14 protein-coding genes and 1 pseudogene are annotated in these 15,787 nt (G+C 43.6%); 4 read left to right on the forward strand and 11 right to left on the reverse strand.

Annotated elements, in window-relative coordinates; translation table 11 throughout:
- Positions 1 to 94: 94 nt before the first annotated feature.
- Positions 95 to 337 carry a hypothetical protein gene (locus tag AB4512_RS16185; RefSeq protein WP_017059085.1) on the reverse strand — a complete coding sequence of 81 codons (243 nt, stop codon included), beginning with the start codon at positions 335 to 337 and terminating at the stop codon, positions 95 to 97.
- Positions 338 to 743: 406 nt separating this feature from the next.
- Between AB4512_RS16185 and AB4512_RS16190 the strand changes: the two are divergent.
- Positions 744 to 1,793, forward strand: a pseudogene (locus AB4512_RS16190) (HlyD family secretion protein).
- 12 nt (positions 1,794 to 1,805) lie between these two features.
- Complete coding sequence (locus AB4512_RS16195; protein WP_372175178.1) at positions 1,806 to 2,828, forward strand: DUF2955 domain-containing protein; 1,023 nt, start codon at positions 1,806 to 1,808, stop codon at positions 2,826 to 2,828.
- On the opposite strand, the gene AB4512_RS16200 is transcribed toward AB4512_RS16195, so the two are convergent.
- Positions 2,825 to 3,709 carry a LysR family transcriptional regulator gene (locus AB4512_RS16200; RefSeq protein ID WP_017059087.1) on the reverse strand — a complete coding sequence of 295 codons (885 nt, stop codon included), beginning with the start codon at positions 3,707 to 3,709 and terminating at the stop codon, positions 2,825 to 2,827. The genes AB4512_RS16195 and AB4512_RS16200 overlap by 4 nt on opposite strands.
- A 164-nt stretch (positions 3,710 to 3,873) precedes the next feature.
- Here AB4512_RS16200 and AB4512_RS16205 point away from each other — a divergent pair, with 164 nt between their 5' ends.
- On the forward strand, positions 3,874 to 4,374 hold the full coding sequence (locus tag AB4512_RS16205; RefSeq protein ID WP_372132510.1) for a nuclear transport factor 2 family protein: 501 nt from the start codon (positions 3,874 to 3,876) through the stop codon (positions 4,372 to 4,374).
- A 197-nt stretch (positions 4,375 to 4,571) separates the two neighbouring features.
- Positions 4,572 to 5,318 (forward strand): nuclear transport factor 2 family protein, encoded by a 747-nt coding sequence (locus tag AB4512_RS16210; RefSeq protein WP_017059089.1) that lies wholly within the window; start codon positions 4,572 to 4,574, stop codon positions 5,316 to 5,318.
- A gap of 224 nt (positions 5,319 to 5,542) precedes the next feature.
- Here the strand turns inward: AB4512_RS16210 and AB4512_RS16215 are convergent, their stop codons facing one another.
- The 9 genes from AB4512_RS16215 to AB4512_RS16255 form a co-directional block, all read right to left on the reverse strand.
- A complete protein-coding gene (locus AB4512_RS16215; RefSeq protein ID WP_372175179.1) occupies positions 5,543 to 6,613 on the reverse strand; it encodes a diguanylate cyclase in 1,071 nt (356 codons plus the stop codon).
- A 186-nt stretch (positions 6,614 to 6,799) separates the two neighbouring features.
- Positions 6,800 to 7,177, reverse strand: coding sequence for a hypothetical protein (locus AB4512_RS16220; RefSeq protein WP_231625616.1), 378 nt, complete (start codon positions 7,175 to 7,177; stop codon positions 6,800 to 6,802).
- Between the two features lie 249 nt (positions 7,178 to 7,426).
- A complete protein-coding gene (locus AB4512_RS16225) occupies positions 7,427 to 8,596 on the reverse strand; it encodes an MFS transporter (RefSeq protein ID WP_102333225.1) in 1,170 nt (389 codons plus the stop codon).
- 128 nt (positions 8,597 to 8,724) lie between these two features.
- On the reverse strand, positions 8,725 to 9,633 hold the full coding sequence (locus tag AB4512_RS16230) for a LysR family transcriptional regulator (protein ID WP_102333226.1): 909 nt from the start codon (positions 9,631 to 9,633) through the stop codon (positions 8,725 to 8,727).
- A gap of 200 nt (positions 9,634 to 9,833) precedes the next feature.
- Positions 9,834 to 10,013 carry a hypothetical protein gene (locus AB4512_RS16235; RefSeq protein WP_017059095.1) on the reverse strand — a complete coding sequence of 60 codons (180 nt, stop codon included), beginning with the start codon at positions 10,011 to 10,013 and terminating at the stop codon, positions 9,834 to 9,836.
- A 63-nt stretch (positions 10,014 to 10,076) separates the two neighbouring features.
- The gene (locus AB4512_RS16240) at positions 10,077 to 10,802 is read right to left on the reverse strand and encodes a metallophosphoesterase (RefSeq protein ID WP_372073996.1); all 726 of its coding nucleotides are present in this window, start codon (positions 10,800 to 10,802) and stop codon (positions 10,077 to 10,079) included.
- Positions 10,803 to 10,881: 79 nt separating this feature from the next.
- The gene (locus AB4512_RS16245) at positions 10,882 to 11,376 is read right to left on the reverse strand and encodes a YcxB family protein (protein ID WP_372115178.1); all 495 of its coding nucleotides are present in this window, start codon (positions 11,374 to 11,376) and stop codon (positions 10,882 to 10,884) included.
- Between the two features lie 467 nt (positions 11,377 to 11,843).
- Entirely contained in the window at positions 11,844 to 13,838 is a 1,995-nt protein-coding gene (locus AB4512_RS16250) for a choice-of-anchor X domain-containing protein (RefSeq protein ID WP_050645342.1), read from the reverse strand.
- 12 nt (positions 13,839 to 13,850) lie between these two features.
- A complete protein-coding gene (locus tag AB4512_RS16255; protein ID WP_372052219.1) occupies positions 13,851 to 15,368 on the reverse strand; it encodes an esterase/lipase family protein in 1,518 nt (505 codons plus the stop codon).
- Between the last annotated feature and the right edge of the window lie 419 nt (positions 15,369 to 15,787).

Below are 15,787 nucleotides of genomic sequence, written 5' to 3' on the forward strand. Positions count from 1 at the left end.
GCTAATCCGCGATGAACCATAAAAAAGCACCCAGCTGACTCAATAGTCGGTAGGGTGCTTTCTCGATGATCATATTGGTTTACCAAGTCACTTACTATTTAGGCTGGTGGCCTGTCTTCTTCGCAAGTTCTTGCATAGCCTCGGCAAACGTAGTTGTTCCGCCTTTCGCTTTAACCTGAACCACCTTATATCCTTGGCTTTCCAGCGCTTGGCGCTCTTCTAAAACGGCTTTGTCATCTGGTTGACTGCCTTGCACAGGCTGATGAATGTAATACCCTTCTAATTGACCATCTTCGACCAGTTGGTGGTGTTTCAGTGCATTGATATCAAAATTCATAGTAAGTCTTTTCGCTTTAAATGGAGAGTCTCTGTGGCAAAGGCCGCGAGTCTTTATAATTTTATGGTTTGTACAATAGGCATTTTAACCATAAGAAGCTAGCGAAAATTAAGCAATCCAATGGAATGAAGTCGGGTGGTCTTACTTCTTCAATCTCTTATTGAACGCTGGGAAGGAAAGGGGAGGAACTGAATGCGAACGTTTCAATACACCCTTATCTGACCTTTTCGTTCAACCATTGAGCGAAATCGGTACAAATCATCAACCTTTCCAAATGTGGAATCCTCACTTCTTTTATTGGCTCTGTTTTCCATTTGTGAATGGTTGTAACCTAGTTTTCGTAGAAAAGAGAATCGAATAAGCCGTGAGCGCGGCGCTTTATAACGAATGAAAACTAGGTACAAGCATGAACGAAAACTTTTATAGATACGCGATTTACACTGTTTTTTCAGCGGCAGCATTGTTCTCCGCTTTTTTAGTCACCTCAGATAATGTTTCCCCTTTTACCACTCAAGCGACTTTGTATCGTAACGTCGCGACCATTGCGCCAGAAGTGTCCGGCGTAATTACCGACGTCATGGTTAGTAATGGCGAGTTGGTTGAAAAAGGTCAACCATTATTTGCTATCGATGCCAGTAGCTACCAATTGAAAGTGGCACAAGCGCAAGCCGAACTGCATCAAGCGCGTGATTCTGACTCAGCGAAATGGCAGCAATTAGCAGCAGCGAAACAAACACAAAGCCAACGAGAATTCGAATATCACAACGCGAAACAGAAACTCGCACGTAACCAAAAACTGCGTAACAAAGGGCTTGCGACTGAACAAGATCTTGATGATGCAATCACCAATACATAAGTTGCGAGTAGTGCGGTTGAAGCTGCGAACGCGGAAGTGAAACGCATTGAGGTTGAGTTATCGACCCAAGACCGCACAGCGGCCATTGAATTAGCAGAAGCAAAACTTGCCAGTGCGGAACTGGATTTAGGCCACACTCAAGTCGTCGCGCAAACGGAAGGTGTCGTGACCAACTTACAATTGCAATCGGGCAGTTATATCACTCAAGGCACTTCATCATTGCTGCTGGTGGACGAAGCTCATGCGTGGATCAGTGCAGACTTCAATGAGAAAGGCATTGATAAGCTTACTAATGGCCGCGAAGTTTTGGTCTCTTTTGATGCGCTACCGGGCAAAGTCTTTACGGGTGAAGTGAGTAGCCAAGAGCGTGCGATTTACGACACCAATAATGCCAATGGCAAGCTGTCTAGCGTGACTAATGATACGCGTTGGATCCGTGAGCAACAGAAAGTACGTACCCGCATTACAGTTAACGAACTGGATCCTTCGATGATCTCAGGTTCACGAGCGAGTGTGATTGTTGAAAGCGGTAACCCAATAATGCACGTTATTGGCTCGGCTTGGATTCACTTGGTTTCAACATTTCGCTACATCTATTAATAGGAGATGACTATGTGGACATTCGAAAACACTGCACAGGGTCAGTCTCAACGTAATGAAGCGCTGCGTGTCGCACTTACTGTGACGATTTGTATGGTGTTGGGAAAGCTACTAAACCTAGACTCTCCCGTTTATCTGGCGTTGTATCCAACCATCATCATGACCAAGAATAAAGATTACTCTTGGCTTGGCCTGATCCGTACTTTGTCACCCACTTTATTGGCTGCAAGTACAGCGCTGGTGGTGACTGAGGTATTTTCACAGCATCCGTTTGTGGTGTGGACCATTAGCCTGTTCTTCTTCGATTTTATGCGTCGTCGAGCTACTACACCGGCAAAGAAAGGTCAAATGTTGATGCCAACTTTCAACTGGATTTTGATTGTCGTGTTTGCTCAGCACACCACCATGGATATGCCGATGCGTATTCATGAAATTTTGTTATCCATGTTGATTACCATGGTAGTAGCAAAAACCATGGTGGCTCTGTTCCCTGTTGAGCAAGGAAGCAAGCCTCCTGTATTTAAAGAACAGCCTGTCACATTTGAGAACAGAGCAATTTCACTCGCGTTGATTGGTCTTGGTTTGGCATTCTTGATGATTGTCGACATCATCTCTGCAACGTTCTGCATGGTGCCAGTGATTGCTGCTGCAACCCAAACCACACACAAAAGCTTTATCGACGTGGTTGACCGCCGTTTTCAAACTCAAGTAGGCGGCTGTGCAGTAGCCGCGGTGTTCACCTTGTTGATGGCAGGGCATCAGTCTACATTCGGTTACTACACCATAGTGTTGGGTTTATTTGCCTTTATGATCACCGCATCAATGGCCAAAGCGAAAGGTTCAGCCAGAGACGTTCATGCCGATGCGTTATTAGCGACCATGCTGCCGATTCAGTTGTACATGACCAGTAGTAATTTGGGGTTGGAAAGTACCTTCCTACGCGCTTGGGAGCTGACTGTGACTTTGTTTGTGCTGTGGGCTTTGTGTCATTTTGTTCGTAAGTCTAATGGTGAAGAGCCGGCACTCGTTCTCTAATAATCAAATCCGGCCAACCGATTATGGTCTGATTTGATTGCGCCTTTCATAAAATTAAAAAATGCTTTTACTTTGGCTGAATCTTCTAAATCTTTATGAGTCATCATCCATAGGTCTGTATTTTGGTGCATCACTTCCATATCTACTCTTTGCAGAGTTCCCTTACTGTTACCTAAAAAGCAGGGTAAGTAGGCTAACCCCATCTGATTTTCAGCCGCGATGATCAGGGGCTCAAAAGAGTCGGCTTTCATGACAATTTTGTCTTCCGAAATCAGTTCAGAAACCTGTAGCGAAGCACTGCCTCTATGCATCATTAACCAAGATGCAGACTTTAAGGGGTGCTTACTCTTAAGGCCATTTATATATTCTGGCGATCCGTAAACACCAAAGGCAATTTTACTTAACTTGGTCCCAACTAAATGGGCTGGCAACTCATTTGCCGGGCGAATCGCGATATCTGCATCTAGGTGTGAAATATCCAATTGACGAGATGTGAGGCTGAGTTCTAACTGAATTTTTGGATAAAGCCGATGAAAAGCAGCCAAATGAGTACCCAGAATGAGGCGAGATAACGCATCGGTCGTCGTTATTCTTAGCGTACCTTCTAGCTTCAATTCCTGTCCAAAAACCTTGTGCTCCAATTCTCTTACTGTGGATTCGATAGCGAGAGCTGACTCCAGAAGCTTTTGCCCTTCAACCGTTAGTTTGTATCCGGTAGGAAGTTTATGGAAAATTCGTAATTTGTGACGATACTCAAAGGTGTCAATACGACGTAAAACGGTGCTGTGGTTTACACCAAGTGCTCTTGCCGCGGCCGACAGGGATCCTTCATTCGCCACTGTTAGAACATATTGCAGGTCATCCCATCTTATGTTGTGCATTTGCGCATATCCAACGTGTTCAATTAGTGAGTTTACCAAAAATTTAGCACAGCTATAGTTATCTCAACAAGGCAACAAACAGAACTGAAGTTCAAAGCATGCACTGATGGCACTTTTAATCTCCCACGCATTGAGCTTCAAAATTGACAATCAGGAGAAAGAAAATGTTAAAGAAAAATCTACTTATCGGTCTAGCGAGTCTTCTGGCTTTCTTTCAATTCACTCCAGCCCTTGCAGATGAAACAAAAGCAGTCGATTCAGCAAAGACACTAGAAACGGCTCAAGCATTCTTATGGGCGGCAGGCTCAGGTGATATGGCAAAACTCGAGTCATTAATGGCCGATGATTTTGTCTGGCACAACGAAGGTGACGCCGACATCCCTTGGATCGGTAACTGGGAGTCAAAAGAAAAAGTGCTCAACACTTTCTTTCCTCTATTTGGCGCAGGTTTGAAAGTCACAAGCTGGTCAACAGACTATAGTTTTGTAAACGGCGACCGAGCAGTATTCATGGGCAGCATGAGTGCCATTGCGAATGAATCTGGTGTAGACACGGGTAAATTCAGCTGGGCGGTTCGAGTTCAGGTTGAAGATGGCAAAGTGAAGAGTTGGAACTGGTTTGAGGATAGCTACGCAGTATCTAAAGCTTATCACGCCAAACAGTAACCACAGTGACCAATTAGGTTGTAAAGGCTCGATATGCTGTAGACGTATATCGAGCTTAACTTGGTTTTGAATAGCGACGCGAAGAGCCTATTCAACAATCCGACTGTTAAAAGGACACCTGAGACAATCTAGTTCTGAGTTTCAGTGTACGAGCCAAATAACGTACTTTGGCACTATTAAGTTTGGAGAAACTATCTATGAGCAATAAGCTAGCGAATGCGACTAATCTGTATATGGAAGGTATCCGAGATGGTCATGCATTAGAGGCGGTAACGAAGTACACCGGTCAACGTTATACTCAACATAGCACTGGGGTTCGCAACGGTATTGATGGTTTTGTTGAGTTCTTCGAACCGTTCTTAAAACGCTGCCCTGTTAGAGACATAAAGATCATACGTTCAATCGTCGATGGCCAATTCGTGTTTGTTCAAGCATTCCAAGATATTAATAATGGCGAATATAAGTGGGTGACTACGGATCTATTCGATACCGATAATGACGATAAAATTATTGAACATTGGGATGTGATTTCTGCCTTCGAAGCTCAACCGACGGAAGGGGAAGGTCGACTGCAAGGGCCAATCAATCATACTGACTTAGATAAAACAGAGGAGAATAAGAACCTTATCCGTGATTTTTTATGTGATGTCATGGTACTAGGGCAGAAAGACAAGCTATCAAAGTATCTCCAGCACGAAGAGCTAGCCGTTTATCAAGCCTCAGATGTGAGCCCTTTAGATAGCTATATTGGTGGCTATGACCAAGTGTTCAAGATTGTCGGTCAAGGTAACTTCGTAGCAGCTTACAGCCGAGTTATTGATAATGGTCTCGAGGTTGCGCGTTTTGATCTATTCCGAGTTGAGGGAGGTCAAATTAAAGAGATATGGGTAAACCAAGAGCCCGTGCCACCAAAAGCAGAATGGGTAAATGGCGGGAAGTTCTAGAGTCGCTTTAAGGGAGTTACGCCAATAATGCTATCGCTAAAACAAACCGAAAAAGCGCATCCTTGCTAACCTTACTGGTTGTGTGTGTTTAACCTCTTGAATCTTAGCCAACATGTTTTGTGATGGAAGAATATTTACACTGTTTTACAACTCGGCTTAACGCTCCACAATGCAATCGCGCCCTTGAGATTTTGCGTCGTATAGGGCGTTATCCGCTCTTTTAATTAATTCCAGTCATCGTTTATGAGGGCTTGAGTCACTCCAATGCTGACAGTATACGTGCCAGAAGAGAGCTCTTGATTGGAGTTGTGTTTTGCGTGGTTTCTTATTCTTTCAGCTATCTGCATTGCTTGAACTTTATTCGCTCTAGGTAACATGACAACAAACTCTTCTCCACCATAGCGAAAACAGAAATCGCTTGTGCGGCATGTATCTTCAAGAATTTGACCAAAGTGCTTAATCACATCATCTCCCTTGTCATGACCATAGGTATCATTAATTTTTTTGAAGTGATCTAGGTCGGCAATCAGTACAGAAATGTCACTCTCTCGGCCTGGTTGAACAAGCTTGGGTATCAGTTCTGCTAGGCCTCTACGGTTATAAAGGCCGGTTTGTTCATCAGTGATCGATGAACGATAGGTCTGCTTCAACAAACGATCAGTTAAGATCCAAAACACTGAAAATGCGAGGCTAACAATTGTGATTGTCATGATAACGAAAGACAATTTATGAATATCTGATATCAGGTAATAGTTCGAATTCGTTCCTTTGGTATGAGCAAGTACGCCCCTAATTGCCATATAGAGAATGTTGATAAACAGGGTCAGATTCAACAGACACTTTGCTTCTCTGTTATCGTGCTTTTCCCCTGAATAGTTTGCACAGAGGGCTAAGATACATATCGTCACAACGAGAATACTTCGAGCCTCGATCCTAGAAGTAACAGAAGGCGCAATTAGGGCGCTATAAAGGAAGAAGCTAATGCCAAGGGAGCTAATGATGATTGATATTACGAGAAAAGATCGACTTGCTCCTCGTAACACGGTTATGCCGACGAGTAGTAAACCAAAAGCCGTTGCGTATGCACCATTGGAAAGAAAAACGATGGATTCTGAAGATTGAGTAACGCCGAACGAAAGTGGGGTAACACTGGCTCCTAACAGCAAAGCAGCATAAGCAATATAATTCACCCCTAACGTGGTGCCTGCGAGTATATATTTATGCGTTAACAACATAGCGCTCGCAACCGTGGCTGCTAACAAAGAGGTATATATAGCTAAGGTGTGAACATCCATGAAATCACCAACAACGTAAAAAATGAACTCCTCAATTCAGTATTGCGCAATTTGTATTATGAATGTTTAGTAGTTAATCATTATTAAACCATATGCTAATGCAGATCAATTTTTGCTCAGGTGCATTTGTAAGCGTTGGGCAATGTACGAGTTGTTCCAGAGCCCGACCTTGGCTTTGTTATACTTTTATTTTAGATTCTCTAAACCCGATGTATCGACGCCTTTTAAGGTGTCTTTTGCTACTTCATCTAAATCTGTCGTTGTCGATTTTTGAGGATAACCAGCAGCGGCACCTTTACCGATCGCTGTTGCTTCTGCTTGTAGTTTTTTCCCCTCAGATTCACCCGCGATCCAGCCTTGTTTGTAGTCACTGTCTGACTCAAAACGCTTCCCATCTTTTATGTAGTTTTCGAAGCTATTGCCGCTTTCTTGCATGCCGCTATGCCTACCGTCATGAAAGCCCTGTATGTAAGAGGTGTTGTGACCACTCTCAATCAAAGCACTATCACTTGTTCCGCATCCGGACAAAATAAAAACTAATAAGATTAAAAACAGTTTATTCATACTCAAAGCCTCGGAACTCAGTCGTCTAAATGATAAGAATAGACCAAGATCATCTCGCAAAGGCATAACAGCGCTCTAGGCGGGAAAGCTTGTTTGAGAATCATGATATTCAAAACTTGAGAGAGTAGAGTTACTACTGCCTTATTAGATCTAGAACGATAGCAAATCACTGGGTGGTAATTTGCTATCAATTACAGAGTGAATATCCGTTGTGCATATTGGTAAGTTCAAGAATTAAGACGAGGTGACTTATTGCTTATTTGAACGGTTAACGATAAAACTCAATATCACGACTGCAATACTAAAGCCCACAACACCAATCCAACCCGCACGTTCAAATACCTGAATTCCCACAAATGAACCAAACGCACCACCGAGATAGTAGCCAAGCATATAGATTCCGTTGATACGACTTTGAGCTTGTGGGTCAATTGAGAATACGCGTACTTGGTTCGATACTTGAGCGCTAAATACCCCAAGGTCGATGAGAATGATACCGACGATCAATCCAGCCAATGTGTCAGCGAAAAGCCCCGATATAATAAAACCAGCAGTAATAATAACTAACGCCATACTGATCATGTTTCGAGAGCCAAACTTGCTCACCAGTGACCCTGAAACTTTTGCTCCAATGACTCCAGCAAGAGCAATAACACCAAACATTCCTGCCTGTTGTGCATTGTAGTTAAACGGAGATTCACTGACATGCAGAGCTAACGTCGCCCACAGCGCATTGAACGAAGCAAACCAAAGCGCGCCAGTTAAAGCGGAAGTACGCAGTGTCGCATGCTGCTTGATTAACGTGGCCATGCTCGCAACCAGTTTAAGGTAAGGTATTTTCGTTGTCGGCGTGTTCGTCGGTAAAAAGGCATACAGCAACACACCAAAGACCATCGCAATAATTGCTGACATCATAAATACCGCGCGCCACCCAAACTGCTCACCGATGAACCCACTGAGTGTACGCGAAAGCAAGATGCCCACAGTTAGGCCTGTCATTAATGTGCCAATGACTTTTCCTTTCGTTTCTGGAGTACTTAGTGACGCTGCAAATGGAATCAGCTGTTGAGTGATGTTGGCACTCAAACCAATCGCAAAACACGCAACAACCAGAGCCACTAAGCTAGATGCAGTAAACGCGACAAAAGATGACAACACCAACATGACAGACAAGATCGCTATTAGGCGTCTGCGGGGTAACGTGTCTCCTAAGGGCGATAAGAATAGCAATGCCACGGCATAACCAATCTGACCGGCAGCTGGCACTGCGCCTAGCTGTTCGCTTGTTAACCCTAGCTCTGCGCCGATCTTAGGTAAGATGGGTTGGTTATAATAAAGGTTTGCAGCAGTTGCCGAGACTGCGCTCGACATCAGTAATAAACGTCCTGTGCTCAACACTTCTGTAGTCAATTTTGACATGGTGACACCTTAACTTTGGTTCATCGTTTTAATGAATGATTTCGATGAGCTAAGTCTAAGGTTAGCGATTGAATAACAAAAATAACCATTTGATTTAAATTCTATACGAATATGGTATAGATAACTTTCTAAGCCATGTTTTGTTGAATCGCCTCAATTTCACTCTGTACGACAGCAACAAAGACACTGGCTGTAGGGGATAGAGTATGCGAATGGTGTGTCATCACTAATGGCATTTGTACGTCCACAGATTCAAGATTAACAAATACACATCCCTCACTGCGTAAATCACGAATTGCATGCGGTGCGATAGATACACCTAAGCCAGAAGAGACTTGGGTTAACACGGTTTGCATGTTGTTGGGTTGTTTTTTTATATTTGGAGAGAATCCAGATAGGTCACATTGAGTAATGATGGAGTCAAATAATCCTACCGCTTGTTCACGTTCAAATAAGATGAAAGGGTCTTGCTGCAGTTGTTTCATTTGAATGGTGGAGTATTTAGCCAACTCGTGGGTGACGGGCAAAACAGCAACAAGCTTATCTGTATAAATCGTCACCGAGGTGTAATCATCAACAAGCAGGTTCGGCAGTGGGCGAGAGAAGCTAATATCGATCTCTCGTTTGTCCAGAGCTTCGATCTGTTCAGAAGCCGTCATCTCAACAAGATCAACATCAATATTGGGGTTTTCAGCAATATACTGTCGAACTAAACGAGGCAAAAAGCTCAGAGTTGCGCCTCCAAGATAACCAATAGTTAAAGTACCAATACAACCAGAAGAAGCTCGAATCGCGGACTGTTTTGCTTGTTCCGTTTGTTCGATGAGTCTAATCGCATCTTTAAGTAAGTGCTGCCCTGCGGCGCTAATGACGACTTCGCGAGATGTACGGAAAAATAGGCTCACTCCAAGTTCGTGTTCAAGGCTTGTGATATGGCGGCTAATGGCAGGTTGAACGGTATTTAACTCTTTTGCAGCTTTTGAAAAACTGCAATGTGTCGCGACAGCCACAAAGCTTTTTAGTACTTTGATTTCCATATAGCCTCAATATAAACCTAGGTGATAAAAAAGCGCTAACTTGCGCCTATATTGCTTTTATTATCAATCACCAAGACCTTGCTAGCAAACCTTAGGGTAATAACGTTTGCAAGGCTCTGGTCACTTGTGAGAGTGGGGCGATAATCCTACGTATTCAGCTTTCAAGCTTTCTGTTTTCTAGATAATTCTTTTTCAAACTTTTAGTTTTCGAGCTCTTCGTTTTCGAGATTGCGCCGAACTAAATCGTGCATTTGTTTTACAGTCATCAGTGCTAACCAGGTAATTTCTTCTACTGAACGTTGACCCGTTGTGGAAGTTGGGTTGTGGGCTTCAATCACAGATTGATAAATTGAATCGCCGCAAGCCTCTTCTATTGGCATAGCTCTATATAGTTTGGTTTATTTGAAAGCTAATCTATGAGGTTTAAGACAGTAAGATAGGGTTCAAAAATAGACAGCTTGGTAGTTGATGGAATCAGTACAGAACGAGATTCGACTTAATCCTATCTTCTCGCTGCGATTGTATTCATTGATCGAGTGGTCAAAGCCATAGGCTGTCGACGGGGCCATATATTGAGTTATGCCTTGCTGTGTCGCTGTTATTTCATCATGGCCATGACCGCAGAACACGTCACGAACGCGATATTTTCGAAGCACTTTCATCACATCAGTATCGTTCTCTAGGCGGATCGCTTTCATCCAATCTGCACCGACTTGAATGACAGGGTGGTGAACAACCACGATAGGATCATTGGCCTTTCTCAATTGTTGTTTTAGCTGAGCCATGCCGCGGTTATCAATACGCCCTGAACCAAGTGGGTGGCGGCTGTCTAGCGGCTTGAAGCTTGAGTCTAGGAACACAAACTCTCGTTCACCGATGGTGGCTTTGTCGGTGACATAAATCGTCGAGCCTTTTAGCTCTGTGCGCATTAAGCGAGAGTCATCATGATTACCCGCAATCACGTAAATGGATTGGTCGCTAATGTGTTGCCTAATGAATGCCTCTAATCGAACGTAGTCGCCATACTTTGGGTTACAACAAATATCACCAGTCAGAAAGATGGTCTTGCATGCCGTGTCTTTGTTGACGTATTCCAGTGCTCTGCGCAGGTTCTCATAGCTGGATTCATCGGAAAGGTGGCAATCACTGATTTGGTACACGGTATTCATTGTTATTGTCCGGTAATTCGATACGTAGAATTAAAAGTGATAGAAAAATGCCTGCTAAATCAGCAGGTATTTATTGGTGTTATTTCGCTTTTGATGCGGCGTGGTGTTCAATCATGAAGGCAATAGCTTCATCGTTTAAACAAGATTTACTCACATATTGGCGCTGTTTACCGATATGCAGGATAAAACCAAGATCGGTCTGCTCAAGTTGGTCGATGTCACTCCACGCGATGGTGTTGGTCGCTTTGTGGTTTTTGTAACTTACTCCGTTAGCGTCACCTTGAAAGACGATTTTGCTGCCTGCGCCTGAGCTGATTTTTTGTCGCCATAACCACCAGGTTCTTTTGCAGTACACACTGAATGCTTCAATCACACTCAAAACAATAAAGAACCAGCCAACATAGCCGTTAGGTAATAGTTCAAATTCCAGTAGAACCACACCAAAAATAAGAAACAGTATTCCTTTTAAGTAGGCTTTTGGAAATTGAGTCGTAAGGCTAGTTTGATCATAACACTCCGCGAAAAACGTCTTGTCGAGTTTGTATTCTGTAGTGAAACCGGGTTCTTTAGACATGTGAGGCTACTTTATGGTTCTCTGTGAATGGGCTGTCAGTGGGCAGGTGTCCCACGCTGCAATTTTACAACTTGATTATTGTATCGCTTCTCACTGTTTTTATTTAGATATTTTGGCTCTGTTTTGTAAATCGATGATACTTAACGGGTCTATTCTAACTTTAGCTATCAGACTAGTGTAGGGGCATCTTTAAAGTCACCTAAAAAATTGGTGATGGGATGGATAGATCTGTGGAGTCACCCGGTTGTTGGGACTACTGGCCTTTTTGGATAAAACTTCGATCTCATTTTGTTGGTTGATGGAGTCTATAGTGATTAGCGTGCTTTATCACTACTGTTGAGGGGCTGGCATAGTCTGCTCTAACAGAATAAACATATGAAGCTTGCAAAGTTCATCACTGTTCACTCTGAGAGGCCATGCCCAAAGCGATACCTTGGGCATGGCCTTATTCTATTTCAGTTTTAGGATCAGTACTCGATGAATAATGACACCTGCTTAACGTTAATGAAGAAACTTCTTTCATAGGGAGAAGAGGTAAGAGCAATATCTAGTTTGTTCAACCCAGACACTCTCTTCTCATTTAATGCTTCTAATAGTTTAGAGTTGGTAAACCTAAGCGTTTGACCGGCTTCTACGTTGTTGAATGTAGTGAGTGGATTACTCCATGCTGCACATATTGTAAAAGACTCACAGAACGTGTCGTAATCCAGTGTGTTTGGAGACCAAGTTTGATTAACGATATGCGCAGTTACATTGTTGAATGGAAATTGAAGAGTTGAATCTCCGAAATCAACAATAAGCGTTGCCTGTTTAATTTTCCCTCGAACCTCACTTAAGTCAAAACTCGCTAGTGTTTCGTAGTCGTATGGGATTGAAGCCCCCGCTCTCAAGTAACCACCGACACGATGTTGCGTGACTTGTGTTGCCGGGGTTGCTTGCCAGTTTTCTCTTTCCAAACCGAATAGGTTAGAGGGGAGGGTCACATTCACTGGCGGACTGAAATCAGAGGCTTGGTATGGTGGAGTTTGACCGAGAACTCCTTGTCGATAGGAGTCAACGCCACTGTAGATTAGCAGTGCGTTCAGTTCATAAGGACCATCGGCTTGCTTAAACGTGTCACCAGGAACGGTAAACTTGATGGTGTTTTCGCCAGCCTCAAGCGGTTCTTGGAAACTCACTAGCTCTAAATACTCTCCGGCTGCACCAACGATATTTACCGAACCTGTGTAAGTTCCACTGCGCGTAACATGGATAGGAAACTCAAAACTCAGCGAATCAATGTAGGTTCCATCTTGCGACATAGTCGGTGTGGTGACTAAACTCCCCGTGACTTCAATCGGTTCGCGGCAACGCTCAAAAGATGCTAAATCAATAAATTCTTCAAACTGAATTCGAGGGGCTGAAATTCGTATGTCATCTTGAGTGATTGCGTAGATGATCGTCGGGTTGGAGGTCAAAGTAGACGCTGAATCAAACGCGCCAAAAATATCTTCAGTTGAGTACTGTAGAGTGACGATTTGCTTCGCAGGTTTGAGTTGCAGACGTTTGCTTGTGTTCAGCTCGTCAATTCCATCGGTGAGGTAACCATGAATGGCAAAATCCCCCGCGGATTTAACATCAAGTTCCAAGCGCTGCTCTAAGGCAATAACACAGCCTTCAGAGGAAAACAGTGGAGCGAGTGAGAGGCTGACAAATTCAATGTCAGAGGGTAGTACGTGGATTTTTTTACTTGTCTGGCGAGTGATAGTTGTTCCATATTCTTCAAAAGACGTTATGCCTTCAATTAGATAATCCCCTTCAGCGGGTGGAACGAAAATATTGCTGTAGACACCATCTTTAGCAATAGCATCGAAATTGACACCCTCATCTTTAAGCGTCAGGCGTGTTTTTATTCCAGCTTCATCAATGATCACTGCGCTGGTTTGGGCACCTGTGATTGGATTCCCTTTGTTTGTCAGTAATGCAGAAACGGGAACTGGTTCACCGACCACAAATTGGTTTGCAGCTATCGCCATGCCAAACGCAATAGGGGATTGGATCGCAACCTGAGCAATAATTACTGTGTTGTAACTTGGGTTTGGAAAATCAACGACGATCTTCCATTCGCCAGGTTCAGGGTTAGTTACTTCAGGCAAAAATAAATAGCTGCCCGGTAGCGGCGGACTTTGTGTGTCACCTGAAAGTATGTTCGCTTGCACATCATTGGATGATGTTGCGACTTGCCCGTTAGGCTTGACTAAATATACGGTTGCATCATCCAACGGCACGATGATTTCTGCTTTTAGGGCTTCCGCTTTGTCGATGGTAAATAGCATTGTGACTTCGTTATCGTTACTAGTCACTGGTTGAGATAGTGTCGTGCTTGTACTCATCCCAACGGGTATTGCATTACTGGCGATAGCCGGTGTGATGAAGGTACAGAAAAGACTGAACACCATCACTAATTGCTTGATGAATTTCATTGTGGCCACTCCTTAGCGCATTGAAATAATTTGTTGTAGAAAACGTTCAACGTTTTGTCCCGTTTTCATTGTTGAGTGGTTAGCCAATACGTTACCCAATGCATTGGTATAACTTGGGTTAGCGCTTGCCAAGGTCACAACAACATCATTTTCTTGCGGTACTGTTTGAATGGCTTGGTAACTGACTATGGTGATTGGATGAGCTTGTGGTCCATGCACACTTGGCATTGTGACCGGTTGAGTTTGAGTATCGAGGTAGGCCGCAGAACTAAAGCTTCTTAGCGCCTGCCAAGCGGTAACGCCTGCCCAACGCGATCCCCATGGGAATAGGCCAACGATATCGGGATCTTTCTCAATAACACCGTCTTGGTTGAGATCGGCATTTGCCCCAATAGAAAATGTATTTGCAATATTGCCGCGAGTACGCATTTGGATCGCGTTTGATGCTGTATCCGTTGTTAGATCACGGATACCAGGCATTTTAGGACCCGCAAACGGAATATTTGGGAGTTGCATGTACTTGCCAGCGTAATTATTTGGATCGGTACTGACGTTACTGTAGATATCGGCGTAGTGGTCCATTTTTATCACCGACAAATCTGCTGCGACGCTACCAAGGTGAGGTGTGGAGAAAGTAGAAAGGGAGGTTATCTCAAAGGAAGGGCTAAGTGCTTTGAGGTTTTGGGTATCTAGCCCGCCTTTACTGTGTGCAATGACGTGAACTTTGTCGGATTTCAACTCATCGAGAAAACCCTGAATTTTGTTGTTCAAGATATTAGCGTTAGTCGCTGTGGTTCCATTTTTGTCAGCAGAGAAACGAGTATAACGAATGCCATAGTCATCAAGTGTAGAAAGCACGCCTGGAGCCGTATCATCATCCCAAGTGTCTGATTGTGCAGCAATGCCATGAGCAAGAATCACAGGAATGGCAACATCAAACTCGATTGAGACCCAATCGACAGACATACACCAGTTGTCTCCCGTATTGCCAGTATCAATATCGACGCGAATCTCATTGTTTTGGCCGAACTTGACATCACTGATATCGACTTGAAGGTTAGTATCCGTCCAACGGTTATCAGCGCCTTGCAGCGTACCTAAAGACTTTCCGTTAAAAGATACGATATCTATTTCTGGAGCAATATTACTGACGTTGGCATTGGAGTCTATGTCGAAGACCGGCATGCTGATCCTTGCGTTAGAACCGATAACGCCTTTTTGCTGCATATCGCCCAGTTTACTCGGAGCAATTCTCCCGTCACTTTGTAAAACGTTGGGGCTGACGACCATAGGAACAGGTAAAGAGATAAGTAGAGGTCCGCCAGAAGCATAGGTACAACCGGTATCCAGACCAGGACCCGAATTCACAACATAAACGCCGAGTTCTTCTTGCGGTGGGGCTATCCCAGAGCTTTGTGAGCGCATCGAAAAATTACGCAATTCGTATGAATCAGGTATATCTTCGGCACTCGCGAAACTCGGAGAAAGTAACAAAACACTGAGCGTGGCGCTCGGAATGTATAGTTTCATTTGTTTACCTTTGAGTATAGGTTATCCAAGAATTTGGTTGAAGAAAGCTCTATCTGTAGTTGTAAGGTAAAGGCTTGGAGTTTGATGTGAAATTTATTGGGTATAATTTCGGCTTGTTACTCAATTGATAAAACTGCTGCTCTATTTTTTTCAAAATAGGAAGAGTGCGATCGCAGTTTCTGGATTGCGGAAGTTATGTCCTTATTTTCAAAAGGAGGGGGATAGTGCTCTAATATTGTTAGAACAATCTAAGTTAGTTTATGAAAGAGTAGCTAAGAATAGGAAAATCAAAGTTGGATGTAGGTTTGTTACAGAACTACATAGAGCGCGCTGTTCTGAATGGCTGACTACTAACCTAACTGGCTGTGCAAAGTTAGGTTAGTAGAAATTATGTGGCTGTTAATTCAGATTTGAGAGAT

Source organism: Vibrio sp. 10N.222.52.B7 (assembly GCF_041474275.1).
Classification (GTDB): domain Bacteria; phylum Pseudomonadota; class Gammaproteobacteria; order Enterobacterales; family Vibrionaceae; genus Vibrio; species Vibrio crassostreae_C.

What these genes read in the sequence shown, in the direction of transcription:
- AB4512_RS16200 (WP_017059087.1), bottom strand. Translation starts at nt 3,709, where the DNA reads ATGCACAACATAAGATGGGATGACCTGCAATATGTTCTAACAGTGGCG.
- AB4512_RS16195 (WP_372175178.1), top strand. Translation starts at nt 1,806, where the DNA reads ATGTGGACATTCGAAAACACTGCACAGGGTCAGTCTCAACGTAATGAA.
- AB4512_RS16210 (WP_017059089.1), top strand. Translation starts at nt 4,572, where the DNA reads ATGAGCAATAAGCTAGCGAATGCGACTAATCTGTATATGGAAGGTATC.
- AB4512_RS16255 (WP_372052219.1), bottom strand. Translation starts at nt 15,368, where the DNA reads ATGAAACTATACATTCCGAGCGCCACGCTCAGTGTTTTGTTACTTTCT.
- AB4512_RS16215 (WP_372175179.1), bottom strand. Translation starts at nt 6,613, where the DNA reads ATGGATGTTCACACCTTAGCTATATATACCTCTTTGTTAGCAGCCACG.
- AB4512_RS16235 (WP_017059095.1), bottom strand. Translation starts at nt 10,013, where the DNA reads ATGCCAATAGAAGAGGCTTGCGGCGATTCAATTTATCAATCTGTGATT.
- AB4512_RS16185 (WP_017059085.1), bottom strand. Translation starts at nt 337, where the DNA reads ATGAATTTTGATATCAATGCACTGAAACACCACCAACTGGTCGAAGAT.
- AB4512_RS16245 (WP_372115178.1), bottom strand. Translation starts at nt 11,376, where the DNA reads ATGTCTAAAGAACCCGGTTTCACTACAGAATACAAACTCGACAAGACG.
- AB4512_RS16250 (WP_050645342.1), bottom strand. Translation starts at nt 13,838, where the DNA reads ATGAAATTCATCAAGCAATTAGTGATGGTGTTCAGTCTTTTCTGTACC.
- AB4512_RS16220 (WP_231625616.1), bottom strand. Translation starts at nt 7,177, where the DNA reads ATGAATAAACTGTTTTTAATCTTATTAGTTTTTATTTTGTCCGGATGC.
- AB4512_RS16230 (WP_102333226.1), bottom strand. Translation starts at nt 9,633, where the DNA reads ATGGAAATCAAAGTACTAAAAAGCTTTGTGGCTGTCGCGACACATTGC.
- AB4512_RS16205 (WP_372132510.1), top strand. Translation starts at nt 3,874, where the DNA reads ATGTTAAAGAAAAATCTACTTATCGGTCTAGCGAGTCTTCTGGCTTTC.
- AB4512_RS16225 (WP_102333225.1), bottom strand. Translation starts at nt 8,596, where the DNA reads ATGTCAAAATTGACTACAGAAGTGTTGAGCACAGGACGTTTATTACTG.
- AB4512_RS16240 (WP_372073996.1), bottom strand. Translation starts at nt 10,802, where the DNA reads ATGAATACCGTGTACCAAATCAGTGATTGCCACCTTTCCGATGAATCC.